The sequence below is a fragment of the Pseudomonas vancouverensis genome (assembly GCF_004348895.1).
Taxonomy (GTDB): domain Bacteria; phylum Pseudomonadota; class Gammaproteobacteria; order Pseudomonadales; family Pseudomonadaceae; genus Aquipseudomonas; species Aquipseudomonas vancouverensis.
The window spans coordinates 155,167-181,488 of record NZ_RRZK01000030.1 but is presented as its reverse complement, the minus strand read 5'-3'; the positions used below and the strand labels follow the sequence as shown (position 1 = coordinate 181,488).

Annotated in this window: 24 protein-coding genes; 9 read left to right on the top strand and 15 right to left on the bottom strand. The window is 62.2% G+C overall.

Features of this window, described 5'->3' with window-relative positions:
* Positions 1–64: 64 nt before the first annotated feature.
* Both ypfJ and EIY72_RS23020 read left to right on the top strand, forming a co-directional pair.
* Positions 65–958: a KPN_02809 family neutral zinc metallopeptidase gene (ypfJ, locus tag EIY72_RS23025; RefSeq protein ID WP_093230004.1), complete on the top strand. Its 894-nt coding sequence runs from the start codon at positions 65–67 to the stop codon at positions 956–958.
* Positions 959–1,918: an alpha/beta fold hydrolase gene (locus tag EIY72_RS23020; protein ID WP_093230001.1), complete on the top strand. Its 960-nt coding sequence runs from the start codon at positions 959–961 to the stop codon at positions 1,916–1,918.
* 131 nt (positions 1,919–2,049) lie between these two features.
* Here the strand turns inward: EIY72_RS23020 and EIY72_RS23015 are convergent, their stop codons facing one another.
* From EIY72_RS23015 to EIY72_RS23005, 3 genes are all read right to left on the bottom strand, one after another.
* Positions 2,050–2,643: an HAD family hydrolase gene (locus EIY72_RS23015; protein WP_093229999.1), complete on the bottom strand. Its 594-nt coding sequence runs from the start codon at positions 2,641–2,643 to the stop codon at positions 2,050–2,052.
* Positions 2,640–3,509, bottom strand: coding sequence for an acyl-CoA thioesterase II (gene tesB, locus EIY72_RS23010; protein WP_093229997.1), 870 nt, complete (start codon positions 3,507–3,509; stop codon positions 2,640–2,642). Before tesB ends, EIY72_RS23015 begins: the two co-directional genes overlap by 4 nt.
* Before the next feature lie 105 nt (positions 3,510–3,614).
* Positions 3,615–4,184: a GNAT family N-acetyltransferase gene (locus tag EIY72_RS23005; protein ID WP_093229995.1), complete on the bottom strand. Its 570-nt coding sequence runs from the start codon at positions 4,182–4,184 to the stop codon at positions 3,615–3,617.
* A 79-nt stretch (positions 4,185–4,263) separates the two neighbouring features.
* On the opposite strand from EIY72_RS23005, the gene EIY72_RS23000 reads away from it, so the two are divergent.
* Together EIY72_RS23000 and EIY72_RS22995 are read left to right on the top strand one after the other, a co-directional pair.
* A complete protein-coding gene (locus tag EIY72_RS23000) occupies positions 4,264–5,184 on the top strand; it encodes a histone deacetylase family protein (protein WP_093229992.1) in 921 nt (306 codons plus the stop codon).
* A 296-nt stretch (positions 5,185–5,480) separates the two neighbouring features.
* The gene (locus EIY72_RS22995) at positions 5,481–6,722 is read left to right on the top strand and encodes a TIGR03862 family flavoprotein (protein WP_093230816.1); all 1,242 of its coding nucleotides are present in this window, start codon (positions 5,481–5,483) and stop codon (positions 6,720–6,722) included.
* A gap of 106 nt (positions 6,723–6,828) precedes the next feature.
* Here EIY72_RS22995 and rhlE1 read toward each other — a convergent pair whose 3' ends face one another.
* From rhlE1 to EIY72_RS22965, 5 genes are all read right to left on the bottom strand, one after another.
* A complete protein-coding gene (rhlE1, locus tag EIY72_RS22990) occupies positions 6,829–8,166 on the bottom strand; it encodes an RNA helicase RhlE1 (RefSeq protein WP_093229989.1) in 1,338 nt (445 codons plus the stop codon).
* A gap of 66 nt (positions 8,167–8,232) precedes the next feature.
* Entirely contained in the window at positions 8,233–9,174 is a 942-nt protein-coding gene (yedA, locus tag EIY72_RS22985; protein ID WP_093229986.1) for a drug/metabolite exporter YedA, read from the bottom strand.
* 261 nt (positions 9,175–9,435) lie between these two features.
* On the bottom strand, positions 9,436–10,047 hold the full coding sequence (locus tag EIY72_RS22975) for a 3'-5' exonuclease (protein ID WP_093229983.1): 612 nt from the start codon (positions 10,045–10,047) through the stop codon (positions 9,436–9,438).
* Between the two features lie 22 nt (positions 10,048–10,069).
* A complete protein-coding gene (locus EIY72_RS22970; protein ID WP_007946629.1) occupies positions 10,070–10,549 on the bottom strand; it encodes a LabA-like NYN domain-containing protein in 480 nt (159 codons plus the stop codon).
* Positions 10,550–10,677: 128 nt separating this feature from the next.
* A complete protein-coding gene (locus tag EIY72_RS22965) occupies positions 10,678–11,466 on the bottom strand; it encodes a DUF2076 domain-containing protein (RefSeq protein ID WP_093229980.1) in 789 nt (262 codons plus the stop codon).
* Between the two features lie 179 nt (positions 11,467–11,645).
* On the opposite strand from EIY72_RS22965, the gene EIY72_RS22960 reads away from it, so the two are divergent.
* A complete protein-coding gene (locus EIY72_RS22960; RefSeq protein WP_093229977.1) occupies positions 11,646–12,320 on the top strand; it encodes a YciC family protein in 675 nt (224 codons plus the stop codon).
* 75 nt (positions 12,321–12,395) lie between these two features.
* Entirely contained in the window at positions 12,396–13,475 is a 1,080-nt protein-coding gene (locus EIY72_RS22955) for an endonuclease/exonuclease/phosphatase family protein (RefSeq protein ID WP_093229975.1), read from the top strand.
* A gap of 136 nt (positions 13,476–13,611) precedes the next feature.
* On the opposite strand, the gene EIY72_RS22950 is transcribed toward EIY72_RS22955, so the two are convergent.
* The 5 genes from EIY72_RS22950 to EIY72_RS22930 all read right to left on the bottom strand — a co-directional run bounded on the left by EIY72_RS22950 (position 13,612) and on the right by EIY72_RS22930 (position 19,520).
* Entirely contained in the window at positions 13,612–14,445 is an 834-nt protein-coding gene (locus EIY72_RS22950) for an ABC transporter ATP-binding protein (RefSeq protein ID WP_093229972.1), read from the bottom strand.
* Entirely contained in the window at positions 14,433–15,236 is an 804-nt protein-coding gene (locus tag EIY72_RS22945; RefSeq protein ID WP_093229969.1) for an ABC transporter permease, read from the bottom strand. The genes EIY72_RS22950 and EIY72_RS22945 overlap by 13 nt, the downstream gene beginning before the upstream one ends.
* 8 nt (positions 15,237–15,244) lie before the next feature.
* The gene (locus EIY72_RS22940) at positions 15,245–16,231 is read right to left on the bottom strand and encodes an ABC transporter substrate-binding protein (protein ID WP_093229966.1); all 987 of its coding nucleotides are present in this window, start codon (positions 16,229–16,231) and stop codon (positions 15,245–15,247) included.
* A gap of 406 nt (positions 16,232–16,637) precedes the next feature.
* A complete protein-coding gene (locus tag EIY72_RS22935) occupies positions 16,638–18,008 on the bottom strand; it encodes an aspartate aminotransferase family protein (RefSeq protein ID WP_093229963.1) in 1,371 nt (456 codons plus the stop codon).
* Positions 18,009–18,029: 21 nt separating this feature from the next.
* Positions 18,030–19,520, bottom strand: a complete 1,491-nt coding sequence (locus EIY72_RS22930) for an aldehyde dehydrogenase (protein WP_093229960.1) — start codon at positions 19,518–19,520, stop codon at positions 18,030–18,032.
* A 228-nt stretch (positions 19,521–19,748) separates the two neighbouring features.
* Here EIY72_RS22930 and EIY72_RS22925 point away from each other — a divergent pair, with 228 nt between their 5' ends.
* Positions 19,749–20,669, top strand: a complete 921-nt coding sequence (locus EIY72_RS22925) for a LysR family transcriptional regulator (RefSeq protein WP_093229958.1) — start codon at positions 19,749–19,751, stop codon at positions 20,667–20,669.
* Positions 20,670–20,882: 213 nt separating this feature from the next.
* On the opposite strand, the gene hrpB is transcribed toward EIY72_RS22925, so the two are convergent.
* Positions 20,883–23,399, bottom strand: coding sequence for an ATP-dependent helicase HrpB (gene hrpB / locus EIY72_RS22915; RefSeq protein ID WP_093229955.1), 2,517 nt, complete (start codon positions 23,397–23,399; stop codon positions 20,883–20,885).
* 100 nt (positions 23,400–23,499) lie between these two features.
* On the opposite strand from hrpB, the gene EIY72_RS22910 reads away from it, so the two are divergent.
* Together EIY72_RS22910 and EIY72_RS22905 are read left to right on the top strand one after the other, a co-directional pair.
* Positions 23,500–23,919, top strand: coding sequence for a polyribonucleotide nucleotidyltransferase (locus EIY72_RS22910; protein WP_093229952.1), 420 nt, complete (start codon positions 23,500–23,502; stop codon positions 23,917–23,919).
* Positions 23,920–23,958: 39 nt separating this feature from the next.
* Positions 23,959–24,855, top strand: coding sequence for a cation diffusion facilitator family transporter (locus EIY72_RS22905; RefSeq protein ID WP_093229949.1), 897 nt, complete (start codon positions 23,959–23,961; stop codon positions 24,853–24,855).
* Here the strand turns inward: EIY72_RS22905 and EIY72_RS22900 are convergent.
* Positions 24,849–25,943: a DUF6515 family protein gene (locus EIY72_RS22900; RefSeq protein WP_093229946.1), complete on the bottom strand. Its 1,095-nt coding sequence runs from the start codon at positions 25,941–25,943 to the stop codon at positions 24,849–24,851. The genes EIY72_RS22905 and EIY72_RS22900 overlap by 7 nt on opposite strands.
* Positions 25,944–26,322 lie beyond the last annotated feature (379 nt).

Sequence of the window (26,322 nt, the reverse complement as noted above, 5' to 3'; positions counted from 1 at the left end):
CGCTCCTACTTGGCAGCAACACTCATCGCAAGGTTCTTCACCCGGAACAGCAGAGGATTCCCACATGCTATGGAAAAAAGGCCGACGCAGCGACAACGTGGTCGATGCCCGTGGCGATGATGTCGGCGGCGGTGGCGGTGGCATGCGTTTCGGCGGCGGTAAGGGCCTGAGCCTGACGGCGATCCTGCTGATTGTCGGCATCGGCTGGATCACTGGTCAGGACCCCATGCAAATCCTCGGGCAACTGAGCGGGCAGATGGGCCAGACCTCGGCCCCCGCTTCCAACCAGACGCGTAAGGCACCGCCAGCCAACGATGAAGGTGCGGAGTTCGTCCGCTCGATCCTCGGCGACACCGAAGACACCTGGGGCCAGATCTTCCAACAGGCCGGACGCCAATACAAAGATCCGACCCTGGTGCTGTTCAGCAACCGCGTCAATTCGGCCTGTGGCATGGCCACCTCGGCAACTGGCCCGTTCTATTGCCCGGCAGACCAGAAGGTCTACCTGGACATGGCGTTCTTTCAGGAGATGTCACAACGTTTCTCCGCCGCGGGCGACTTCGCCCAGGCCTACGTGATCGCTCATGAAGTCGGACACCATGTGCAGACCTTGCTCGGCGTCTCGGCGAAAATTCAGGCGGCGCGCCAACAAGGGCGGCAAATGGAGGGCGATGGCGGCTTGCTGGTTCGTCAGGAGCTGCAAGCCGATTGCCTGGCCGGTGTCTGGGCCAACAACGCGCAGAAGCGTTTGAACTGGCTGGAACCGGGTGATATCGAAGAAGCATTGAACGCGGCGAACGCCATTGGCGATGATCGTTTGCAGCAACAGGGTCAGGGCCGTGTGGTGCCGGACTCCTTTACCCACGGTACGTCGGCGCAACGGGTGCGCTGGTTCAAAACCGGTTTCGCCCAAGGCCAGGTAAGCCAGTGCGATACCTTTGCGGCGAAAAACCTGTAGATGAAGAAGTGGTTGTTGGCAGTATTGATCGTCAGTGCAAGTGCCCAGGCGGCGGAACACGGAGTCAAGGAACTCAGCCCCGGGCGCCTGTTGTTGAAAGAAGGCGAAATGGCCGTGGGCATCAGCCCGGCCCCGGCAAAAATCGAGCGCGTGCTGATCATCATTCATGGCCGGCTGCGCAATGCCCAGACCTATCTGCGCAGCGCTGAACAAGCGGCCGAACTGGCCGGGCAATCCCAAACGACCCTGGTGATCGCGCCGCAGTTTCTCAATGAAGACGACGTCGCGATCCATCCTGTGGCCGATACGGTGTTGCGCTGGCAGGGCAATGACTGGATGGCCGGCGGTGAATCCACAGCACCCTTTCATTTGAGTGCCTACCAGGCGCTGGACGAAATCATCGCGCGCCTGGGCGACCGTCAGCAATTTCCCGATGTGAAGCAGATCGTCATTGCCGGGCACTCCGGCGGTGCGCAGGTGGTGCAGCGTTACGCGATGCTCGGCCATGATCAGCCGGCCCTTCAGGCTGCTGGCGTGCCGGTGCGCTACGTGATCGCCAACCCGTCTTCCTATGCCTACTTTGATGAACGTCGCCCGGTGGCGTTCAGCCACGCCACCTGCCCGAACTTCAATCGCTGGAAGTATGGGCTGACGGATTTACCCGCCTACGCTGAAGGACAAACGCCTGCGCAATTGCAGGAAAATTACCTTAAGCGTGACATCGTTTATTTGTTGGGCCAGCAGGACATCGATCCGAATCATCCGGCGCTGGACAAGAGCTGTGAGGCAGAGGCACAAGGGCCCTATCGCCTGGCGCGAGGGCACAACTACTTTGATTACCTCAAGCGGCTGGCTCCGGCCGGGTTGAGTCAGCAATTGGTCGAGGTGCCCGGAGTGGGCCATAACGGCGATGGGATGCTGACGTCGCCGGAGGGGCAGAAGGCGTTGTTCGGGCCTTAGGGTTTGCCTGGTCGGGCCTCTTCGTCGGAACGCCGCCCGGACCAAGCTCACTCCCACAGGTTCAGTGGCGCTCACAGATGTTGCGACCTACCGTGATCCCTGTGGGAGCTGGCTTGCAAGCGATCAGGGCATCAAGCCGACAACATTCGGCGCAGCGCTACGCAATCAGCGGCGTGCCAATCGGTCAGTTCCGGCCATGGATTATCCGGCAGATTCACCAGCACCGTTCGCGCACCGGCCGCCCGGCCGCAGTCCAGATCAAAACGGTAATCACCGACCATCACCATCTCGCTCGCCGGCACCTTCCAGGCCTCGGCCAGTTTCAGCAATCCGCCCGGATGCGGTTTGGGCGGTGCATCATCGCGACCCAGTACATCTTCCAGCGCAAAACAGTCGGCAAGACCGATGGCCTCCAGCGTTACATGCGCCAGCTCCCGGGCATTGCGCGTCAGAATGCCCAGGCGATAGCCGCGCCCGGCCAGATCACGCACCAGCTCCACCGCACCCACGGCCGGTTGCGAACCCAGCGCCAGGTCCCGTTCATGCTCGAGCAACCACGCATGCTTGGCTGCGGCCTCATCGGCCGGCAGCGCAGCGAGGTGCGTGAGGATGTCGTCTTCGGGGGGAATCGCCAGCGCCACACGGATCGCCGCGAAATCGTGCACGGCCACGGTCAGGGTGCCGTCCATGTCGAACACCCAGTGACGCACATCGGCCAGGCTCATGCCCAATCCTTGCGATGGCGGATCAAACCTTCCTGGGTGACCGAGGCCACCAGTTGCCCGGCGCGGTTGAATACGCTGCCACGGGAGAACCCGCGGGAATTGCCGGCCCAAGGACTGTCCATGGCATACAGCAACCAATCATCGGCACGCAGATCCTGGTGGAACCACAACGCGTGGTCGAGGCTGGCGACCTGCATGTCCTTGTGCCAGACCGACTTGCCGTGGGGCTGCATCGAGGTGACCAGCAGACCGAAATCCGAGGCATAGGCCAGCAGGTATTTGTGCAGTGCCGGCGAATCTGCCAGCGCGCCATCGGCACGGAACCAGACGTACTTGACCGGATCGGAGGGCAGCGGGTTGTAGGGATCTTTCTCGGTTACCGGGCGAAATTCGATCGGCTTGGGGCACAGCAGTTTTTCGCGCATTTTTTCGGGAATCAGGTGCGCACGCTGCTGGGTGATTTCCAGCTCCGATGGCAGGTTTTCCGGGCCGACCACCTGGGGCATTTCGGTCTGGTGCTCGAAACCCTTTTCGTCGTACTGGAACGACGCACTGCAAGTGAAGATCGGGTGACCCTTCTGGATCGCCGTGACCCGGCGCGTGCTGAAACTGCCACCATCGCGCACTCGGTCAACCTGATAGACCACTGGCAGACCGGCATCACCCGGACGCAGGAAATAACCGTGCATGGAATGCACGTGACGCGCTTCTTCTACGGTCTGACTGGCCGCCGACAACGACTGGCCGAGCACCTGACCGCCGAACAGCTGACGAAAACCCAGGTCCTGGCTGCGGCCACGGAACAGGTTCTCTTCGATCGGCTCCAGGGTCAGCAAATCGACCAGATCTTCCAACACTTGGCTCATTCAGACTCTCCTCACGCAAAACATTGCCGCACAGTCTGGGCTGCAACGGTCGATTCGGTTGGTGGCCAAGGCCACCATGACGCCATTGTAAACGTCCGTGCCCGCTTATCCATGCAAGGTTTGCAGCCATTGCTCGCGGCTGATGCGGTACAGCAGGTGCCGACGCAAAGGGTGATCGGCATCGAGGCGCGGGTGATCAAAGTCGTCCGCCGGATCGTGGTGCATGCCGATGGCCTGCATGACTTTCTCTGAAGGCAGATTGGCCAGCGTGGTGAAGGCAACGACTTCGTCCAGGGACAAACGGTCAAAGCCGCAGCGCAGAGCGGTCCAGGCCGCCTCGCTGGCATAACCCTGCCCCCAATGCTCGCGGGCCAGGCGCCAGCCGATTTCCGTCGCCGGGGTGAACGGCGCGTCGAAACCGACCACATTGAGCCCGGTAAAACCGATGAACTGGCCGGTGTCCTTGCGTTGCAGCGCCCACAAGCCGAAACCATGCTCGGCGAAATGTCCACGGATTCGCCCGATTGATGACGCACTTTCCAGACGACTCAAGGTGGCCGGAAAATAACGCATCACCTGGGGATCGGCACACATCGCCGCAAATTCCGGCAAATCTTCATCGCGCCACTGCCGCAACAGCAGTCGCGCGCTTTCGAGTTCCAGTATTGGCTCCATCGTGCTCCGCCCCTCCATTTCAATGTGGCCAGTCTACAACGCTGGTAGGATTCGTCTCTCATTCCTGCACGAAATGACCATGCCGCTGCCGCTGATTTATCACGAAGACTACAGCCCCGAGTTTCCGGCGGATCACCGCTTCCCGATGGACAAGTTTCGCCTGTTACGCGATCACCTGGTGGACAGCGGCCTGACCCGCGACGCCGACCTGCTGCGCCCGCAGCTGTGCCCAAACGATATTCTCGCCCTCGCCCATGACCCTTCGTATATCGAACGTTATATGAGTGGCGATCTGTCCCGGGAAGACCAGCGCCGCCTGGGCCTGCCCTGGAGCGAGGCCCTGGCCCGCCGCACGGTGCGAGCGGTTGGCGGTTCGTTGCTGGCGGCCGAGCAGGCGCTCGAACACGGCCTGGCCTGCCACCTGGCCGGCGGCACTCACCACGCGCATTACGATTACCCGGCCGGGTTCTGCATCTTCAATGACCTGGCGGTGATCAGCCATTTCCTGCTGGAAAGCGGTCGGGTCAATCGTGTGTTGATCTTCGATTGCGACGTGCACCAGGGCGACGGCACTGCACGAATTCTGCACAACACCCCTGAAGCGGTGACCGTCTCCCTGCACTGCGAAAAGAACTTTCCCGCGCGCAAGGCCGAAAGTGACTGGGACATTCCGCTGCCCAACGGCATGGGCGACACCGATTACCTGAAAGTGGTCGACGATGCGCTCAATTACCTGCTGCCGCTCTACCAGCCAGACCTGGTGCTGTACGACGCCGGCGTCGATGTGCACAAGGACGACGCCCTCGGTTACCTGAAACTCACCGACCAGGGCGTCGCCGCACGCGACGAAAGCGTCATGCGCCACTGCCTGGGCCGCGACATCCCGGTGGTCGGCGTGATCGGCGGCGGCTACAGCAAGGACCGCAAGGCCCTCGCCCGCCGCCACGGCATCCTCCATCACAGCGCGCAGCGCGTCTGGACGTCATCAGGCTGTCACTGAGCTGTGGATGCTTTACCCACAATGCCTGTGGAACTGCCTGTGGATAACCTGAGTGAAAGGGGCTACAGGTCTTACTGTGTATAGCCTGTAGAGCGGCGATCATTTTTTGACCAGCCATCTGTCGTGGCAAAAAGTCACCTGTAGGAGCGAGCCTGCTCGCGATGGCGGTGTATCAGATCTGCAAGCACTGAATGTGCCGCCATCATCGTCGGAACGCCGCCCGGACCAAGTTCGCTCCCACGGGGAATGGTGCTGCTAGAATGGGCGGCTTATCCCGCCAGACCCCAGCGCATCCCATGACCCAGCCTTCGACCTCCTCCCCTTCCCGCGTCGCCATCATCGGCGGCGGCCCCGCCGGACTGATGGCAGCCGAAGTGTTGAGCCAGGCCGCGATCAAGGTCGACCTGTATGACGGCATGCCGTCGGTGGGGCGAAAATTCCTGCTGGCCGGGGTCGGCGGCATGAACATCACCCATTCCGAAGCCTACCCGGCGTTTCTATCGCGCTATGCCGAGCGCGCGCCGCAGATCGCCCCGCTGCTGCGCAGCTTCGGTGCCGAGGCGCTGTGCGAATGGATTCATGGCCTGGGCATCGACACTTTTGTCGGCAGTTCCGGCCGGGTGTTCCCCACCGACATGAAAGCCGCCCCGCTACTGCGCGCCTGGCTCAAGCGCCTGCGCGACAGTGGCGTAGTTATCCACACTCGCCATCGCTGGCTCGGTTGGGATGAGCACGGCGCCTTGCGCATCGACAGCCCGGAAGGCGAAAAGACCCTTCAACCGGACGCCACCCTGCTCGCCCTCGGCGGCGGCAGTTGGGCGCGCCTCGGCTCGGATGGCGCATGGATGCTGGCGCTGGAGCAGCGCGGTGTAGAACTTGCGCCGTTGCAACCGAGTAATTGCGGCTTCGAGGTGCAGGCCTGGAGCGAATTGATGGTCAGCAAATTCGCCGGGGCGCCGCTGAAAAACATCGCTATCGGACTCAATGATGATGTGCCGCGACTGGGTGAATGCGTGATCACCGCGACCGGGATTGAGGGCAGTCTGATTTACGCGCTGTCGGCGCCGATCCGTGAGGCGATCAACGCACACGGCGCAGCCACGGTGCATATCGATCTGTTGCCCGGCCGACCTGTGGATAAATTGCAGGCCGCACTGAGCAAACCACGCGGTTCACGCTCCATGGCCAAACATCTGCACAGCCAGGTCGGGATCGATGGGGTGAAAGCGGCGCTGTTGCGTGAATTGACTGACGCGGCAACCTTTGCTGATCCAGCACTGTTGGCCCGAGCCATCAAGGCACTGCCCCTGACCTTGGTAAAGACCCGTCCGCTGGATGAGGCGATCAGTAGTGCCGGTGGTGTGAAGTTTGAAGCGATGGATGAGCAACTCATGCTCAAGGCGATGCCGGGGGTGTTCTGTGCGGGGGAAATGCTTGATTGGGAGGCACCGACGGGCGGCTATTTGCTGACGGCGTGTTTCGCCAGTGGGCGGGCGGCAGGTTTTGGCGCGCTGGAGTGGTTGCGGAGTAAAGACTGACGACCGAGGCGCGCCCTTCGCGAGCAAGCTCGCTCCCACAGAACGAATGTGATCATTGTGGGAGCGAGCTTGCTCGCGAAGAAGGCTTAACAAACGCCTCAGCACATCAAGGCTTGCGCTTGCGCGGCCCGGTATTGAACACCGGTACTTTACGCACCGGCTTGATCGATGGTTCAGCCGGAGCGACTTCACCGCTGTCGACCCACTTGCCCAGGTTACGCTTGCCTCCGCCACCGGAAGCCTTGGGCTTCTTCGGTTTCTTCGGCTTCTTGATCACCTGGCCACTGGCATCGGTGTCCGGCACGCGGTGCTCGGGTTCGAAGTCCGGTTCGTTCTGGCGCTTGAGGGTCTGACGGGTGAGCATCTCGATGGCCGACAACAGGTTCACTTCATCGGCACACACCAGCGAGATCGCCTCACCGGTCGAGCCCGCGCGGCCGGTACGACCGATACGGTGGATGTAGTCTTCGGCGACGATCGGCAGGTCGAAGTTGACCACCAGCGGCAAGTCTTCGATGTCCAGGCCACGGGCAGCCACGTCGGTCGCGACCAGGATCTGTACTTCACTGGCCTTGAAACGGTCCAGCGCCCGCTGACGCGTCGCTTGCGGCTTGTCGCCGTGGATGCCGTCGGCGTTGATGCCCAGGCCCTGCAGTTTTTCCACCAGCGCATCCACACCGTTGCGGGTCTTGGCGAATACCAGCACCTGCTTCCACTTGCCCTTGCGCATCAGGTGCACGAACAGTTCCGGCTTGCGCTTCTTGTCGACCGTCACGATCCACTGCTTGACGGTGTTGGCCGCGACGTTGCGCGGGCTGACTTCAATGCTCAGCGGATCGTTGAGCATCTGCCCGGCCAGCAGGCGGATGTCATCGGAGAAGGTCGCCGAGAACAGCAGCGTCTGACGCTTCTTCGGCAGTGCGCGATAAATGTTCGCCAGCTCCTCGGAAAAACCCAGGTCGAGCATGCGATCAGCTTCGTCCAGCACCAGCGTCTGCAGCTGGTTGAACTTCAGCGCATTCTGGCGGAACAGGTCGAGCAAGCGGCCCGGGGTCGCTACCAGCAGGTCGACACCGCTGCGCAGCTTCATCATTTGCGGGTTGATGCTGACGCCGCCGTACACCGCGTAAGTGCGCAATGGCAGGTTTTCCGCGTACTGGCGCACGGCTTCGTGGACCTGCTCGGCCAGTTCGCGGGTCGGTACCAGGATCAACGCGCGTACCGAGTTGGCAGCCACTTTCGGCCCTTCCATGGCCAGCAGTTGCAGCAGCGGCAAGGCAAAACCGGCGGTCTTGCCGGTGCCGGTCTGCGCCGCGGCCATCAGGTCACGGCCGGCCAGAACGGCGGGAATGGCCTGGGCCTGAACCGGCGTCGGGGTCTGGTAGCCGAGCGTCTCAAGGGAGCGTAGCAAGGGTTCGATCAGGCCAAGGGTGGCGAAAGTCATGGGAATACCGTAGGAAAATTCAGCGCGGGTTGTGCAAATCTAGCGTGCAATGCCGCGCAGTTTACCCTAATTCACACGGGATTCTGTCGGCGCGACCTTCGGCACGACGCTCGCCAGTGGCAGTTGCGGCTTGCGCCGCCATTGCGGCAGGCCGATCAACACCACGGCGCTGATGATCACCAGCATCGCCAGCGCTTCTTCGATACCAATGCTCTCGCCGACAAACACGATACCGAGCAACACCGCCACCGCCGGGTTGACGTAGGCATAGCTTGTCGCAGCGGCCGGGCGCACGTGCTTGAGCAGGTACATGTAGGCGTTGAAGGCGATGATCGAACCGAACACGGTCAGGTAGGCCAGGGCCACCCAACCTTCCATCGGCGGAACCTTGTCCAGGTGTTCGCCGCTGACTGCGCTGCCGATCAACAACACCACCCCCCCCACCAACATTTCCACGGCACTGGCCATGGCGCCCTGGGGCAACGGCAGATGCTTGCTCCACACCGAACCGAAGGCCCAGGTGGCTGCTGCAAAGATCAGCAGGGCCGCACCCAACGGGCTCGACTGCAGGTTGGAACCGAGGTTGAGCATAACGATGCCGATCATGCCCAGCGCCACACCAGCCCATTCGAGACGGGTATTGCGCGCACCCCAGAAATAGCCGCAAAGCAAGGTAAACAGCGGCACAGTCGCCACGGCCAGGGCCGCAACCCCCGAAGCCACACCGGTGTGTTCTGCCACGCTGACCGCGCCATTGCCGCAGGCCAGCAAGAGGATGCCGATGATCCCGGCGGCCTTCCATTGCGCCCAGGTCGGCGCCGGCGCCCCACGCCAACGCAAGAAGCCGTACATCAACGACCCGGCAATGACGAAACGGATGCCTGCGAGCAGCAACGGCGGCCAGTATTCGACGCCGATGCGAATCACCAGGTAGGTCGAGCCCCAGATCACGTACAGCGCGAAAAAGGCAGCGATCAACGGTAAGGGAAAACGACGAAGGCCAGGCATGGTGAGGCTCGCAGGCAAGACAATTGAATGGGCATTCTAGAAAGGCCCGGGGCGGAAAATAAGTTACAAAATCCGTTTATAGCGCCGGTACACTTTTCAGTTGTCGGGTGAGATGCGCCCCCCCCAACCTGTAGGAGCGAGCATGTTCCGGGCGGCGTTCCGACGATGGTCGCCAACGATAACGCGGGAGACCTGATACCCAGCGTCGCTCCTGGGTCCATCGCGAGCGAGCTCGCTCCTACAGGGGGGATTTGCGGAATTTCAGAAGCCGCGATAGCGCTTGAGGTGTTCACCGACTTTCGCCGCCGGGACTTTCTGCAGCTTGCACAGCAAGTCATGGGATAGCTCGCGCAAGCCGTGCTTCTGGCGCAACTCTTCGGCCAGGTGCGAGGTCAGGTTGGCCGCCATCTCGGCGTCGGCCATGGCCCGGTGAGCCTTGCCGGTGTTCGGCAGGTTGGCGAAGGTGGTCAGCGTACCGAGTTTATGGTTCGGCGCCGCCGGCATCAGGCGCCGGGCCAGCAGCAGCGAACAGGCAAAATTCTGAAGGCGCGTGCGTTTGATGCGCCCCAGTTCAAAGTCCCAGAACTTCTGGTCGAACGCGGCGTTGTGCGCCAGCAAGGGTGTGGTGCCGACAAACTCGTTGACCTCGTTCATCACCTGCTCGGCCGAGGGCGCAGTGCGCAGCATGGCATTGCTGATGCCAGTCAATTGTTCGATGAAGGCCGGCACACGAACCCCGGCGTTCATCAGGCTCTGGTAACGCTCGACGATGCGCCCCTGCTCAAGGATCACTACGGCAATTTCCGTGGCCCGGCAACTGCTGCTCGGGGAGATCCCGGTGGTTTCAAAGTCGATGACTGCGATGCGTTCCAAACCTGTTTCAACTCCGTAAAGATCAATTCTTGAGCAGCAACGCGCCTTCGATCGGCACATAACGACTGGCGGCGCGGATCAGCGAATTGGCGGTCAGGCCCGGTACGCCGTAAGCCACCGCCTGCACGCCGTGCTTGCTGATGATGCGTTCGAGCAGCATGTCGAAATCACCGTCGCCGGAAGCCAGGACGACTTCATCGACATGGTCGGCGGCGTCCATGATATCGAGGGTGATGCCCACGTCCCAGTCGCCCTTGGCCGAGCCGTCGCTGCGCTGGATGTAGGGCTTGAGCTTCACGGTGAAGCCGAGGTTGCGCAGGATCTGCTGGAACTGCTGCTGCTTGCTGTCTCCGCGATCGATGGCGTAGGCATAGGCTTCGACAATCTCGCCCTGTTTGCTGATGTCAGCCCACAGCGCGGCATAGTTGAAGTGGCAACCATAGGCCTGACGCACGGTGTAATAGAGGTTTTGGACGTCGGCGAACACGGCGATTTTTTTCACCGGGAATCCTCTTGGCGCGCACGCGGGATCAGGCACCGGGCCTGAAAAGTTGCCCAGTATGCCAGCCTCAAGGATTGTTCCGCGAATAATCGACCCGGAGCGCAGCTGCGCTCCGGACGAATGGTGGGTCAGACGAAGGAGTCGTCGTCGCCGCCAAAGAACGATGAATCGTCATCATTGTAGTCGGCGTTGCTGAAGCCGCCCTGATCGTTGCCGTAGGAATCGTTGCCGGCCATGCGCTGGTCATCGCCCCAGTTGTTGTTGCCCTGATCGTTGACCTGAGCCGGCTGCTCCTTGATCACTTCGACGATTTCTTCCGGCTGCTGATTGTGATGGAACAGACTGCTGATGCCTTGTGCCAGCATCACGCCACCCGCGACGCCCGCCGCGGTTTTCAGTGCGCCGCCGAGGAAGCTGCTGCCGGCAGCTGCCGGGGCCGGTTGTGCATAACCTTGCTGTGGATAGTTGGGCGGTGCAGCGCCGAAGTTCTGCTGTGGATAATTCTGCGGCGGTGGTGCACCGAACGACGAACGGCCCGGTTCGCGCCAGCCGCCGCTGGAGGGCGGTGCACTCTGGGTCGGTGCCGGTTGAGGCTCACGGGCGCTGCCGCCGAAGATGCTGGACAGAAACCCACCGCTGCTCGGCGCCGGGGCAGCCGCTTGCGACCGTGCCTGTTGCAGCTCGACCTGGAGTTGCTGGATCTGCTGGGTCAGTTGCTTGTTCTGTTCGTCGAGGCTCTTGATCGCCGCCTCTTGCACCAGAATCGCCTGGGTCATGAAATAACCGGCCGCAGGTTGGCGCGTCAGGTGCTCCTTGATCCGCGCCTCGGCCAGGGCATCACGCGGGGCTGCGTTCGTTTCGGCCTGTTGCAGCCGGGAAAACAGTCCATCGATCAGGGTTTGTTCTTCGCTGTTCATGGCGACCTCGTAGATTGCCGGGGAAAATCGTTGCCCATCTCCCGTGAGGATAAGGTGCCCGACCTTAATGGAGGCTGAAACAAGATGTTTCAATGGCCTTTACCGAACGTTTACGTTTGCTCAGGCCGGCACATCATCGGTTACAGTGTGTCACTGCTTATGACCTGCGATACCGACCAATGAATCCGTTAGATGTACTGCGTGACTCCCTGTATTTCTTCAAGCGCAATCTAGGCCAGATCGTGCAGCTGTGCCTGCCGCTGGTGATCCTCGAGGCGCTGCTGCAACAAGTGGTCGACCATTCCACCGAGCCGGACAGCTTCCCCGGCATCAGTGTGATCGTCGGCCTGCTGGTGTACCCGCTGTACACCGCCGCGCTGATCCTGTTTCTCGACGCCCGTAGCCGCGGTGAGTCGCCGCGCAACCGCGAAATGCTGGCGATGGCCGCGAGCCTGTGGCCGCGCTTCGCCCTGCTGACCGCGCTCAACACGGTGATGATTCTGTTGGGCCTGTCGCTGTACTTCCTGCCGGGCATCTACCTGATGGTGACCCTGGCATTCAGCGAGTACCTGCTGGTGCTGCGCGGCATGGCACCGCTGGCGGCCATGAAGGCCAGCCTGAGTCTGACTAAAGGCCACTTCCTGCGCATCCTCGTGTGCATCCTGTGCGTGATGGGCCCGCTGTGGCTGCTCAAGGGCGCCACGCTGGCGGTGTACCCGGAACCGGAGAACCCGGTGATCTCGTTATTGATCGACAGCGCCCACAGCTTCCTGCAGCTGTTTACCAGTGTGGTGCTGTTCCGCTTGTTCATGCTGATCAGCCCGGTGCCTGAGGAAAACGACAGACTGCGCTGACCGCCAGGCACTTTGGCGCGGTCACGGCTCTCGGGTATGCTCGGCAACACTTTTGTAACGCTTATAAGCCGAGCCATGACCCGACTCCTGCGCTACACCCTGCTGGGCCTGCTACTGACAGCCGGCCTGATCAGCCTGATGATCTACAGCCTGACCTGGCGTCCCGATGCCAGGGAAGTGCTTCCCGTCAGTTGCAACGGCAAGGTGCCGACGCTGGTTCCCGGGCAGGCGCTGAAGGTCATGACCTGGAACGTCCAGTACCTGGCCGGCAAGCGCTACGTGTTCTGGAATGACCTGGCCGAAGGCACCGACGAATCCCCCACCCCTGCGGACATGGCCTTCAGCCTCGACGAAGTGGCACGGGTGATTCGCGACGAACAACCGGACATCGTGTTGTTGCAGGAGCTCGACGATGGCGCCAAGGCCAGCGACTACCAGCACCAGCTCAAGCTGTTGCAGGAGCGTGTCTCGGACCTCTACCCGTGCAGCACCAGCGCCTACGACTGGAAAGCTGATTTCGTGCCGGATCTGCATATCTTCGGCAGTGTCGGACGGCAACTGGCGACCCTCAGTCGCTACGAGATCGAGCACGCCGAACGGCTGCAACTGCCCCTCGCTCCCGCCAATATCGTCAGCCGTCAGTTCAAACCCCGGGATGCCTTGCTGGTGAGTTATTTGCCGCTAAGTGACGGCGGGCAGCTGGCGGTGCTCAACACCCACCTGGACCGCGCCACGCAGCCGGACAACGCCTTGCAAGATCAGGTGACGGCCATCGGCAAGACCCTCGATAAATTCGAAAGCCGTGGCACGCCCTGGCTGATCGGTGGCGATTTCAATCTGCTGCCGCTGGGCCAATACCGGCGCCTGCCGGTCGAACAACGCACGCCTTACACGGCTGACAGTGCGCTGCATGTGTTGTGGGACAAGTACCCGATGATCCCGACCAACAACGAGGCCAGTGGCGTCGACCGTGATCGCTGGCTGACCCATTACCCGAACGACCCCGGTCTCAACGGCCCGGACCGCACCGTGGACTATCTGTTCTACAGCCCGAAAATCAAACGAGTCGAAGCGATGGTCAGGCAGGACGATACGTTGCGTATTTCCGATCACCTGCCGGTGATTGCGCGGTTTCTGTTGCCGGCGTCTCCCTGACCTCTCATTCCAGCCAGACACAATACTTGTGGGAGCGAGCTTGCTCGCGATAGCGGTAGGTCAGACAGATCAATATTGACTGACACTCCGCCATCGCGAGCAAGCTCGCTCCCACAGGGGTTGTGCAAAACCTGCCTCAGTGCACCTCTTCCAGATCATCATGCAGCAGCCCGAAGATCTCGCGCTTCATCTCGATGAATGAACGCTCCATGACCATGTCGAGGCTGCGCGGGCGTTCGATCGGCACGTCGAGGATCTGCTTGATCCGCCCCGGCCTTGCGCCCATCACGTACACCCGGTCGCCGAGCAGGATCGCCTCGTCGATGTCGTGGGTGACGAACAATACGGTCTTCTTGCTGTTGCCCCACACCCGCAACAACAGCTGTTGCATTTGCAGGCGTGTCTGGCTGTCGAGGGCACCGAACGGCTCGTCCATCAGCAGGATCTGCGGATCGTTGGCCAGCGCCCGGGCAATGGCCACGCGCTGCATCATGCCGCCGGACAACTGCTTGGCGTAATTGTCGGCAAAACCGCTCAAGCCCACTTCGTTGACGTAGTAGTCGACGATGTCCTTGCGTTGCGCCGCCGGCATGCCGCGACGCTTGAGACCGAACTCGACGTTCTGGCGCACGGTCAGCCACGGGAACAGCGTATAGCTCTGGAACACCATGCCACGATCTGCCCCCGGGCCCTCCACTTGCTGGCCGCCGACATAGATCTCGCCCGAGGTCGGCTCGGCCAGCCCCGCGGTGAGGTACAGCAGGCTCGACTTGCCGCAGCCCGAAGGCCCGACCAGCACGGCGAACTGCTGATCCGGCACTTCGAATGACACCTGCTCCAGCGCGGTGAAGGTACCGCCGTCAGGCTTCTTGTAACGCAGGCTGACCTTGTCGACCTGCAACCGTGGCGCGTTCACCGGGGCCGCCTGCGGGGCGGCAAAACGATGACTGGCGGCGCTTACTGAGCCCATGCGGTGATCCTCAGACGAAGGAAACGGAACAGTTGATCGGTGACCAGGCCGAGCAGGCCGATGATCGCGATGGCGAGGAAGATCACATCCACCTGGAAACCACGCATGGCCTTGAGGCTCAGGTAACCCAGGCCACTGGACGCGGCAACCAGTTCAGCCACGACCAGATAGGTCCAGGCCCAGCCCATGGTCACGCGCAGGGTGTCGAGCACACCCGGCAGGGAGGCCGGGGCGATCACGTGCAGCACGGCATCGCGACGGTTCGATCCCAGGGTGTAGGACGCGTTGATCAGGTCCTTTGAGATGCCCTTGGACACGTCCGCGATCATCACCAGTTGCTGGAAGAACACGCCGAAGATGATCACCGAAACCCGCTGTTCCAGACCGATGCCGATCCACAGGATGAACAGCGGCACGAACGAGGTCACCGGCAGGTAGCGGATGAAGTTGACCATCGGCTCGAGGAACGCCTGGACGATACGGAAGCTGCCCATTAGCAGGCCCAGCGGCACGGCCACCAGCGACGAGACAATGAAACCGACCATGACCACTTCGACGCTGGCCCACACATGCTGGCCCAGGGTGCCGTCACGACTCAGGCGCACGGCGGCTTCGACCACCGCGCCTGGCGTCGGCAAGAACATGCCCGGCACCACGCCACCGTAAGACAAGCCGGCCCACAGGCCGACCAGCAGCACCCAGGCCAGGCCGCTCGCGCTCCAGATCACCGGAACCGGCAAGCCGGTCTTGGGCGTGACGCAGCGGCTCAGCCATGAATTGCGCTTGAACATGCAGCCTCCTAGAGCGGGGTTACGAAGCGGTTATCGACCAGGTCGTCATTGCTGACGTTGTAGGGTTTGCCTTGCAGCTCGCTGGCGGTCTCGTTGGCCAGTTTGATCAACGGTTCGCTGTCACCCGGCTTGCCCGGTGCGCCCAACAGTTTTTCGCTCATCGCCTGATCGTAGAAACGCACGCCCTGGGCCGCCGCTTCCAGCTCCTTCGGATCGGAAAGATAACCACCGACGCCCTTGGCCATGATCTTGTAGGCCTCGGCCGGATGATCCTTGGTGTACTGCACCGCCTTGTACAAGCCGGCGACCAGCGCCTTGACGTCTTCCGGCTGCTTCTCGATGACCGAGCAGTTGAGCGCCACCACGTCGACGATCACGCCCGGGGTGCTGCTGCTGTCGATCAGCACCTTGCCCTGGTTCTTGTCGCGGACCATCGACAGGTGCGGCTCCCAGGTCACGGCGGCGGGCACACGACCGGCGATGAAGGCAGTGGCGGCGTCGTCGGCCGTCATGTTCTGCACGGTGATGTCGCTCATCTTCATGCCGTTCTTTTTCAGCAGGTACGAGAGCCAGAACTGCGAGGTCGAACCTTCGTTCACCGCCACCGCCTGGCCTTTGAGCTCTTGCAGGCTCTTGACGTTCTTGCCGACCAGCACGCCGTCGCCACCGTGGCTGTCATCCAGCGCGGCCACCGCCTTGAAGCAGAATTGCGGACGGTACTTGAGCACTTCGTCGATGGTCGATGCCGAACCCGACAATTGACCCGAGGCCTGTGCGGCCATGTACATCGACGCTTCTTCGACCACCGGCAATTCGACGGTCAGGCCCTTTTCCTTGAAGTAGCCGAGGTCCTGGGCCAGGTACAGGGTGCCGTAGCCGACCCAGGTGGTATGGCCGATGGACAGGGTGCCAGCCTGGGCGCTGGTGGCGACCGTGGCGGCGATGGCGCTGATCGCCAGTGGATGGACAACACGTGAAAGCAAGGACTTGGTCATGGAGCACTCCCAAAGCTGTTGATTTAGTTTTGTCATGGGCAGTACGGCCAGTGGCCCGGAGCCGCTGCGAGCTGTGGTCTCTGACGGACTCTGCGGCGGGCAGCATCGGGGTGGCTGGCAGGATCGATGTTGGCCCAAGGGAGGGATTAGGAAAATGAGGAAATATGTCGATGCGAGTGATGAAAAAACTGCTTAGCGCGCACCGGGAAAGGGCGTGGTGGGCGGGGATGCCCGAGAGGGGTGCAAGTTGTGGAAAGTGTGTTGTTTGAGCCATGGCAATCGCGAGCAAGCTCGCTCCCACAGGGTTTGTGCAGGCCGCAATAGTTGGGCATTACACATAACCTGTGGGAGCGGGCTTGCTCCGGGCGGCGTTCCGACGATAAGGCCCCGCAAGAGCGCTACAAGATCAGAGCCGGCCGTATTCCTGCGCCGTACGATCCACCGCTTTCAGGGTCTTGCTGATCAGCTCGTCAATCTCTTCACGGCTGGCGATCAAGGCCGGTGCCATGATCATCCGCCCCAGGGTGGAACGAATGATCACGCCCTCCTCGAAACCGATGGTACGGCAGCGCCAGGCGATGTCGTTCTCGTTGGCAAAGCGCTTGCGGCTGGCCTTGTCTTCGGCCAGTTGCAGTGCCGCGACCATGCCGGTGCCCTGTATATCACCCACCAGCGGGTGCTTGCCGAACACTTCACGCAGGCACTGTTGCAGGTAAGGACCGATGTCATCCTTGACCCGCGTCACCACACCTTCGTCACGCAGCGCCTTGAGGTTGGCGATCGCCACCGCCGCCGCCACCGGGTGCCCGGAATAGGTCAGGCCGTGGGCAAACACGCCGCCCTGCTCGACCAGCACCGAAGCCATTTTCTTCGACAGGATCAAACCGCCCATGGGGATGTAACCCGAGGTCAGGCCCTTGGCGATGGACAGGGTGTCCGGTTCGAAACCGAAGTACTCGTGGGCGAACCATTCGCCGGTACGGCCGAAGCCACCGATCACTTCATCGGCGCACAGCAGCACGTCGTACTTGCGGCAAATGCGCTGGATTTCCGGCCAGTAGCTTTCCGGCGGGAAGATCATGCCGCCGGCGCCCTGGAAGGGTTCGGCGATAAAGCCGGCGACCTTGTCCGCGCCCAGTTCGAGAATCTTCGCTTCCAGTTGCTGCGCCGCGCGCAGGCCGAATTCAGCCGGTGTAAGGTTGCCTTCGTGGGCGAAGAAGTACGGCTCGTCGATGTGCTCGATGTCGGGGATCATGCCGCCCATTTCGTGCATGAATTTCATGCCACCCAGCGCAGTCGCCGCCAGGGTCGAGCCGTGGTAGCCGTTCCAGCGGCCGATCATGATTTTCTTCTCGGGCTTGCCGAGCACCTGCCAGTAGCGGCGCACCGTGCGGATCAGCACCTCGTTGGCTTCGGAACCGGAGTTGGTGTAGATCGCGTGGCTGTAGTGACCCGGCAGCAGGCTGAACAGCAGCTCGGACAGCTCGATCACCTGCGGGTGAGTGGTGTGGAAAAACATGTTGTAGTAAGGCAACTGCTCCAGTTGCTGACTGGCCGCGGCCGCCAGGTCCTTGCGCCCGTAACCGAGGTTGGTGCACCACAATCCGGACATGCCGTCGAGGTAACGTCGGCCATCGTTGTCCCACAGGTGCAGGCGCTCGCCACGGACCATGACCCGTGGCCCCTCGTCGTTGAGGGCTTTCTGATCGACGAACGCATGGATGTGGTGCGCAGCGTCGGCGGCCTGGTAGTCGCGGGTTTCACGTGGTGTGGTCATCGCCGGATCTCCGTTTTGTTATCAGCGCAATTGAAACCAGGTGGTCTTCAACTGGGTGTATTTATCGAATGAGTGCAGGGACAGGTCACGGCCGAAACCGGACTGCTTGCCGCCGCCAAAAGGTACGGTCACGTCGAGCGCATCGACGCTGTTGACCGACACCGTGCCCGCTCGCAATTGTCGCGCCACGCGGTGGGCGCGATTGAGGTCGTCGGTCCACAGCGAAGCCGCCAGACCGTAGACGCTGTCGTTGGCCATTTGCAAGGCGTGCGCTTCGTCGTCGAACGCCGTGACAGCCAGTACCGGGCCGAACACTTCGTCGCGAAACAGCGACATGTCCGGCGTGACGCCGGTGAAAATGGTCGGCTGAATGAAATTGTCCGAGCCGTTGAAGATCGCCTGCCGGCCTCCGCAAACCCGGGTCGCGCCCTGGGCTTCGGCCTGCTGGATGAACTTCATGATGCGTGCGGTCTGGCGACTGTCGACAATGGCCCCGGCAGCGCTCGACGGGTCCAGTGGATCGCCCGGCAACCAACGTTCGGCCTGCGCCTTGAGGCGCTCGACGAACTCGTCATGAATCGAGCGCTGCACCAGCAACCGCGAGTTGGCCGAGCACACTTCGCCCTGATTGAAGAAGATGCCGAACGCGGCTTTCTGAGCGGCCAGGTCCAGGTCCTGGCAATCGGCGAACACCAGGTTGGCGCTCTTGCCGCCGCACTCCAGCCATACCTGTTTCAGGTTCGACTGCGCCGAGTACTGCATGAAATATTTGCCGACTTCGGTCGAGCCGGTGAACACCAGGCAATCGACGTCCGGGTGCAGGCCGAGGGCCTTGCCGGTTTGTTCGCCGAGCCCCGGCAGCACGTTGAGTACACCGGCCGGAATGCCCGCTTCCAGCGCCAGCTCAGCCAGGCGCAATGCGGAAAACGGCGACTGTTCGGCCGGCTTGAGAATCACCGAGTTGCCCGAGGCCAGCGCCGGGGCGAGTTTCCACGCGGCCATGTCCAGCGGGAAATTCCATGGCACCACCGCTGCAACCACACCGAGGGCTTCACGGGTGATGGTGGCCAGCACGTTCTGCGCACTGGGCGCGACCTGATCGTACAGTTTGTCGAGGCTTTCGGCGTACCAGCGGAACACGCCTGCCGCGCCGGGCACGTCGATGTTGTAGGCGTCGGCGACCGGTTTGCCCATGTTCAGCGAGTCGAGCAGGGCCAGTTCTTCGCGGTTTTCCAGAATCAGTTCGGCCAGGCGCAACAGCACCTGCTTGCGCTCGGTCGGCGAGCGAGCCGACCAGATGCCGGCCTCGAACACCTGCCGTGCATTGCGCACCGCCGCATTCACGTCGTCTTCGCCGCAGGCGGCCACGTTGGCCAGGCATTGCCCGGTGGCGGGGTTGATCGCGGCGAAGGTCTGCCCCGATTGCGCCGCACGGTGCTTGCCGTCGATCACGGCCTGATCGGGAAACCGCAGTGTCGCGGCCTTGCGTTGCCAATACTCAAGCTCGAACACGTTCAGATGCTCCGGTGGACATACTTGTGTATTGGATAGTCGCTCAGGCCCAAGCGGTGGAAAACCAGTAAAAATGTGTTCGCAGGCCAACAAAAAACTACTTAGCTATGCTCCCCACTGGCGCGGCATGTGGTTATTGTGCCAACAGAATAAAAATCGCCACCCAAGCGGACACAGGTGGTGCGCAAATTGCCTGGATGGCCTGTCTGTTCTCCCCCGAGGTTTGCTGTGGCTGCCTACAATCTGCGTCAACTGAAATACTTCATCACCACCGTCGAGTGCGGCAGCGTGGCCGAGGCCTCGCGCAAGCTGTACATTGCCCAGCCGTCGATCTCCACCGCCATCAAGGGCCTGGAAGACAGTTTCGGCGTGCAACTGCTGATCCGCCATCATGCCCAGGGCGTGTCATTGACCCCCAGCGGTGCACGTTTCTATCGCAAGGCCCAGGAATTGTTGCGCATGGCCAAGGAGTTCGAGCAGAACGCCCTGGCGGATAACGACGTGGTGTCCGGACAGATCGATATCGGCTGCTTCGAAACTGTCGCACCCTTGTACCTGCCGCAACTGATTGCCGGGTTTTCCGCGCTCTATCCGGGGGTGGAAATCCGCATCCGTGACGGCGAGCAGCAGGAGCTGGTGCAGGGCCTGACCTCGGGCGCATTCGATCTGGCGATCCTGTACGAACACGACCTCGACGGCACCATCGAAACCGAACCGCTGATGCCGGCGCAACGGCCTTACGCACTGCTGCCGGCAGACCATCGTTTTGCCCAGCAGGCGCAAGTGTCGCTGCGGGATTTGTGCCTGGAGCCGATGATCCTGCTCGACGTACAGCCGAGCCGGACCTACTTCGTCAGTCTGTTCGACGAGCTGGGCCTGACACCCCGCATCGCCTTCAGCTCACCCTCCATCGAAATGGTGCGCGGCATGGTCGGCCAGGGTTTCGGCTTTTCGATCCTAGTGACCAAGCCGCACTCGGAGTGCACCTACGACGGGCAGAAAGTGGTGTGCGTGGACATCGCCGAAGAGGTCACCGGTTCAGGACTGGTCGCGGCCTGGCTCAAGCGTGGGCAACTGACCAAACCGGCGCAGTTGTTCGCCGACTATTGCCGCGAACAACTGACAGCCAAGGCCGAACGATCACAATAACTACAGTGAAGAGGGAGGTGTCACCGGATCAAGACTGGTGGCTGCGAGGCTCCAGCCCGGGCAACTGACCGCCAAGGCCGAACGATCACAGAAACTTCTGTGGCGAGGGAGCTTGCTCCCGTTGGGGCGCGCAGCGGCCCTAAAAAAACAGGCCTGCTTCGCAGTCCAACGGGAGCAAGCTCCCTCGCCACAGGTTGGGTGATGCCTTTGCGGTTACTTGCGCGGTTTGACCCGTGCCGTGGCTTCGGCCACCAGCGGGTCATCCGGCCAGTAGTGCTTGGGATAACGCCCCTTTAGATCCTTCTTCACCTCGGCGTAGGTGCTGCGCCAGAAGTTCGCCAGGTCCTGGGTGACCTGCACCGGCCGCCGTGCCGGCGACAGCAGATGCAGTTTCACCACTTGCCGTCCGCCGGCGATGCGTGGGGTTTCCGCCAGGCCGAACAGCTCCTGCAAACGCACCGCCAGAATCGGCGGTTGCTCGCTGTAGTCCAGACGAATCGAGGAGCCCGACGGCACGCTCAGATGCTGCGGCGCCAGCTCGTCGAGCCGCTGCGGCAACGGCCAGGGCAGCAGGTTACGGACGATGCTCGACAGGTCCAGATTGGCAAAGTGACTGAGCCGCGAAACCTTGCCCAGATAGGGCATCAACCAATGCTCCAGGCCCTTGAGCAATGCCGTATCGCTGACGTCCGGCCATTCGCTGTCGACCTTGTTCGCCAGATCCAGCTGACGCAACAACGCCACCCGCGCCTGCCACTGACGCAGCTCCGGCGTCCACGGCAACAGCTCCAAACCCTTGCGCCGCACCAGATTGACCAGCGCCTGATTGCGCGCGCTTTCGTCGAGCCCCGTCAGCGGCTCACGGCTGAGGATCAGTTCACCGACCTTGCGCTGACGCTCGGCGCGCAACACACCCTCACGCTCGTCCCAATCGAGTTGATCGACGTTACGCACCTGCTCGGCCAGCACCGAATCGAACAGCGCCGGATCGAAATCCGCCGCCAGATAAATCCGCTCCTCGCGCTGGCCCTGACGGCTGCCCAGATCAGCGATCACCAGCCATGTTTGCTTCATCAGGCTGTCGGCTTCGGCAAACAAGGCGGCTCGGCCATTGGCCAGTCGATATTCGGCGCCGCCGGCGCGGCGCTGCTGGGCCACGCGGTCGGGATAGGCCAGCGCCAGCAATGCACCGAGCCAGCGCGGATGATCCGGATCGCTGACCGGCTCCGACGCCTTGCCGCGCAGATATCCACGATACTGCCGCGCCAGCTGCCGCGCTCGTTGTACCCCGCCCTGTGCCCCACGGGTGGCGCGTTCCTCACCGGACAGCAGGACCAATCGGCTGTGCAGGTCCGCCCCGGCGCCGCGCAGGATGTCGCGCTCGCCAAGCAATGCGGCGACGTCGCAGGCCATGTCCGCCAGACCAAGGGCCTGACCACGCAACAACAGATGAGCGATGCGTGGATGCGCTGGCAACTCAGCCATGGCCTGGCCGTGACGGGTCAACGCCTCGCCTTCCAACGCCCCGAGTCGTTCGAGCAGATCCTGCGCCTGCGCATACGCGGCAACCGGCGGCACGTCGAGCCAGACCAATTGCCCTGGCGTCACGCCCCAGCGTCCGAGCTGCAACGCCAGCCCTGCCAGATCCGCCGAGAGAATCTCCGCGCTGCCATAGGCTGCCAGTTGCTCATGTTGATCCTGCGACCACAGGCGATAACACACGCCGGGCTCCAGGCGCCCTGCCCGTCCCGCCCGTTGCGTAGCGCTGGCTTTGGAAATGCGCTGGGTGTCGAGGCGGGTCATGCCGCTGCCCGGATCGAAACGCGGCACCCGCGCCAGCCCGGCATCGATCACCACCCGCACACCGTCGATGGTCAAACTGGTTTCGGCGATGTTGGTGGCCAGCACCACTTTGCGCTTGCCCGGCGGCGCTGGATCGATAGCGGCGCGTTGTGCGGCCAGGTCCAGTTCACCGTGCAACGGGCACAGCAGAATCTGCGGGTTGTCGCCCAGTGCGTCGGCCAGTTGCTGATGCACGCGGCGGATTTCCGCTTGCCCCGGGAGGAACACCAGCACGCTGCCGGTTTCATCGTTCACGGCTTCAAGAAGGGTCTGCACCACGCGCGGCTCGATGAACTCACCAGCCTGAAACGGCCGCCCCCAGCGCGTCGTCACCGGGTACATGCGCCCTTCGCTGCGCAGGATCGGCGCGTCGTCAAGCAACCCGGCCAGGCGCTCGCCTTCGAGGGTGGCGGACATCAAGAGAATTTTCAGTGGCTGATCGTCCCGGAACAGTTCACGACCGTTCAGACTCAAGGCCAGGGCCAGATCGGCGTCGAGGCTGCGCTCGTGGAATTCGTCGAAAATCAGCAGGCCCACGCCTTCCAGTGCCGGGTCATCCTGCAAGCGTCGGGTGAGGATGCCTTCGGTGACCACCTCGATTCGCGTGTTAGGGCCGACCTTGCTGTCGAGGCGAATGCGATAGCCGACGGTCTCGCCGACCTTTTCACCCAGCTCACTGGCCAGGCGTTCTGCCGCTGCACGCGCCGCCAGCCGCCGCGGCTCGAGCATGAGGATGGTTTGCCCGGCCAGCCACGGCTCGTTGAGCAAGGCCAAAGGCACACGGGTGGTTTTACCGGCGCCGGGCGGGGCTTCAAGCACAGCTTCGTGGCGTGTCGCGAGGGCTTCACGCAGGGCGGGTAAAACTTCATCAATCGGCAGAGAAATCATGCTGGCTCCAAAACAGAGGGCCGAGTATAACGGCGAACTGTTTGACGTACTCTGGACTCAAACCGGTAACGTTCTTGGCGTTCTATTCAGGAGATTCAATATGCGTGTTCCCTTTCGCCTGATTGGCGGTGTTCTGGTCGCCACCCTGCTGACTCAAGTGACTGCCTGCGGTTCGATCTTCTACCCTGATCGCCGCGGCCAGATCGACGGCAAGATCGACCCGGCCATCGCCGTGCTCGACGCCGTCGGCCTGCTGTTCTACATCATTCCCGGCCTGATCGCCTTTGCCGTGGACTTCACCACTGGCGCGATCTACTTCGAGCCTGGCAAGACCGCTCAGGTCGACCCGGAAAAACTGAAAGACGCCGTCGGTGTCGATGGCAAAATCGATAACCGCAAGCTGCAGACTATTCTGGAACATGAGCTCGGCCGCAGCTTCCCGCTGGATGATCCGCGCCTGATCCAGAGCAAGGGCAGCGCCCAGCAACTGGCGATGTTCGGCCTGCAACCGGCCGCGTAACCCCGCGGTTTCAGCGCAAACGAAGGAATAGCCGCCTACATGAAATCCAGCTCCGAACACGCCCGCCTGCTGCGGCTTGCAACCCGTGCCTCGGTGGCCGTGGCCTGTACGCTGATCGTTGCCAAAGCCATCGCCTGGTGGCTGAGCGGCTCGGTGAGCATGCTCGCCGGGCTGACCGACTCGGCACTCGACGGGGTCACGTCATTGCTCAACCTGCTGGCCGTGCATTACGCCCTGCGCCCTGCCGATGACGACCATCGTTATGGGCATGGCAAGGCTGAATCGCTGTCCGGCATGGCGCAGGCGTTGTTCATCGGCGGCAGTGCGGTGTTGATTGCGTTGCAGGCCTGGGACCGCTTGAAGCATCCGGAACCGGTGGGCGCGCCGTGGATCAGCATCGGTGTGATCCTGTTTTCCCTTGCCCTGACGGCGGCCCTGCTGACCCTGCAACACCGGGTTGTGAAAGCTACCGGCTCCAACGCGGTGCGCGCCGACTCGCTGCATTACCGCTCGGACATGCTGCTCAACGGCAGCATTCTGGTGGCACTGGTCCTGGCCGGATTCGGCTGGAATCAGGTCGACCCTTGGTTCGGCCTGGGGATCGCCGCCTACATTCTCTGGAGCGCTATCACCATCGCCCGGGAAAGTTTTGCGGTGTTGATGGATGAAGAGCTGCCGCCGGAGGTCAGCCAGCACATGCTGGAACTGGCCTGCGGCGTACCCGGTGTGTTGGGTGCCCATGACTTGCGCACGCGGATTTCCGGCAGTCAGTGGTTCGTGCAGTTACACCTGGAATTGCCCGGAGAGCTGACGTTGTCAGTGGCCCATGGCATCAGCGATCAGGCCGCGGCGGCCATCCATGCCGCCTACCCGCGAGCCGAGGTGCTGGTGCACGCCGACCCGCAGGAAGTGGTGAAGGCTGCTCGAGCTCAGTAGTTGACCTGATAACCGCGACTGCTCAGGCAACTGCCCTGAGCCTGGCGGTAGGCTTGCACCACCGATGGGTCAGGTTGGTAGGTCGCGGTTCGCGGGTCAAAACCACTCTGCTGCACGGCGTACTGGTAGCACTGGTAGCCGTCCTGACTGATCTGCTCCTGCGACTGGCCGTTGGCTGGATAGGCTTCTACGTCATAGCTGTTGTTGGCCGCTTGTGGCGGTTGTTGCGGTGCCGGCTGCGGGCTGCCCACCGGCGGCTCGACCACGACGTAATCCTGGGTGCTTTCCTGGTAGGCGTAGTACGACCCGGCCGCCAGAAACAGCATCGCCCCGCCGATCCAGACTTCCTGCGCATAGTCAGGCAGGTAGCTGACGCGAATCCCTCGTGGCGGAACAACCACTTCATAACGCGGGCCTATCGGCCGATACCAGTAGCCGCCGGAATAGTAGTAATCCATGCCACGGTACGGCACGCGGAAGTTACGGTCCGGGAAGCGATCGATCACCTGTCCAGGCCGATACTGCGGGCCTGGGCCCCAGCCATTGCCATGCCCTTCCGGGCGACCCGGCCAGGGTTTGTTGTAGTTCGGCGCACCGCCGTAACCATTCCAGTGCTGATTGTTATCGTAGCGATGGGTCTGGTCCTGATAATAACCGCGCTGTGGTGGCTGGGTCTGACGCACGGTGTCGGGCCTGCCCTGGATCGGCAGGTCATTGGCCGGCAATTGCGGTGACGGAGGCGGCGAACGGACCGGGCTGTTGAGTTCCGGCTGCGGGCGGTTCTGCCACTGGCCGTTGCCATGATTCTGGTTCTGGTTCTGGTTCTGGCCGTTATGCTCGAACTGCCGGCTGTTGTCGCCGCGAATGACCTCGTTATTCTGCGGGCGCGGCTGGTTCTGCTGCGGACCACCCTGTGGATGCTGCTGATAATTGTTGCCATGCCCCTGATTGTTGCCCTGATGCCCCTCGTGCCCACCTTCGTGTCCGCCCTCGGGGCCACGATTCTGCGGCTCATCGGCGAGCGATTGCGCAGTGACACTGACACACAGCAAACCAACTCCGGCCAAACGCCAGACGCGCGACTTCATGCTTTTCCTCATTACCGATAGGGGCCTGTACGTAAGACTGGGAAAGCGCAGGCCGGTTCTGCAACAGGTTATCAGTCGCGAAACTTATTTATTGAGGGCTGTGGGCAAATCGCAGGCAAGAAAAAGGGGAGACCCGTCGGCCTCCCCTTGGAGAACTTCGTCCTGGCTCGACGCTTTTGACGTCGGCTCACCTCACGCCGTCTTGTGGACAGTGTGTAGCTCGGGGGCCGGCACATCCCCTGTGGGGGTGGCGACCGCGGCGGGCCTGATTGGGCGGGCCGCAATGGACTGTTTGTCCGAGCAGTGATTCTGGTGATAAGAATAGGCCTGAAGCGGCGACAGCCGATTGCGAAGATTGCTGGATTAAACATCACTTGCG

Excerpts from the sequence above, each read along its gene's own strand:
- EIY72_RS23015 (WP_093229999.1), bottom strand. The coding sequence starts at position 2,643 with ATGAGCCTGGCCGATGTGCGTCACTGGGTGTTCGACATGGACGGCACC.
- EIY72_RS22910 (WP_093229952.1), top strand. The coding sequence starts at position 23,500 with ATGCGTGTTCCCTTTCGCCTGATTGGCGGTGTTCTGGTCGCCACCCTG.
- EIY72_RS23005 (WP_093229995.1), bottom strand. The coding sequence starts at position 4,184 with ATGGAGCCAATACTGGAACTCGAAAGCGCGCGACTGCTGTTGCGGCAG.
- ypfJ (WP_093230004.1), top strand. The coding sequence starts at position 65 with ATGCTATGGAAAAAAGGCCGACGCAGCGACAACGTGGTCGATGCCCGT.
- EIY72_RS22935 (WP_093229963.1), bottom strand. The coding sequence starts at position 18,008 with ATGACCACACCACGTGAAACCCGCGACTACCAGGCCGCCGACGCTGCG.
- yedA (WP_093229986.1), bottom strand. The coding sequence starts at position 9,174 with ATGCCTGGCCTTCGTCGTTTTCCCTTACCGTTGATCGCTGCCTTTTTC.
- tesB (WP_093229997.1), bottom strand. The coding sequence starts at position 3,509 with ATGAGCCAAGTGTTGGAAGATCTGGTCGATTTGCTGACCCTGGAGCCG.
- EIY72_RS22900 (WP_093229946.1), bottom strand. The coding sequence starts at position 25,943 with ATGAAGTCGCGCGTCTGGCGTTTGGCCGGAGTTGGTTTGCTGTGTGTC.
- EIY72_RS22960 (WP_093229977.1), top strand. The coding sequence starts at position 11,646 with ATGAATCCGTTAGATGTACTGCGTGACTCCCTGTATTTCTTCAAGCGC.
- EIY72_RS23020 (WP_093230001.1), top strand. The coding sequence starts at position 959 with ATGAAGAAGTGGTTGTTGGCAGTATTGATCGTCAGTGCAAGTGCCCAG.
- EIY72_RS22945 (WP_093229969.1), bottom strand. The coding sequence starts at position 15,236 with ATGTTCAAGCGCAATTCATGGCTGAGCCGCTGCGTCACGCCCAAGACC.
- EIY72_RS22950 (WP_093229972.1), bottom strand. The coding sequence starts at position 14,445 with ATGGGCTCAGTAAGCGCCGCCAGTCATCGTTTTGCCGCCCCGCAGGCG.
- EIY72_RS22905 (WP_093229949.1), top strand. The coding sequence starts at position 23,959 with ATGAAATCCAGCTCCGAACACGCCCGCCTGCTGCGGCTTGCAACCCGT.
- EIY72_RS23000 (WP_093229992.1), top strand. The coding sequence starts at position 4,264 with ATGCCGCTGCCGCTGATTTATCACGAAGACTACAGCCCCGAGTTTCCG.
- hrpB (WP_093229955.1), bottom strand. The coding sequence starts at position 23,399 with ATGATTTCTCTGCCGATTGATGAAGTTTTACCCGCCCTGCGTGAAGCC.
- EIY72_RS22965 (WP_093229980.1), bottom strand. The coding sequence starts at position 11,466 with ATGAACAGCGAAGAACAAACCCTGATCGATGGACTGTTTTCCCGGCTG.
- EIY72_RS22940 (WP_093229966.1), bottom strand. The coding sequence starts at position 16,231 with ATGACCAAGTCCTTGCTTTCACGTGTTGTCCATCCACTGGCGATCAGC.
- EIY72_RS22955 (WP_093229975.1), top strand. The coding sequence starts at position 12,396 with ATGACCCGACTCCTGCGCTACACCCTGCTGGGCCTGCTACTGACAGCC.
- rhlE1 (WP_093229989.1), bottom strand. The coding sequence starts at position 8,166 with ATGACTTTCGCCACCCTTGGCCTGATCGAACCCTTGCTACGCTCCCTT.
- EIY72_RS22995 (WP_093230816.1), top strand. The coding sequence starts at position 5,481 with ATGACCCAGCCTTCGACCTCCTCCCCTTCCCGCGTCGCCATCATCGGC.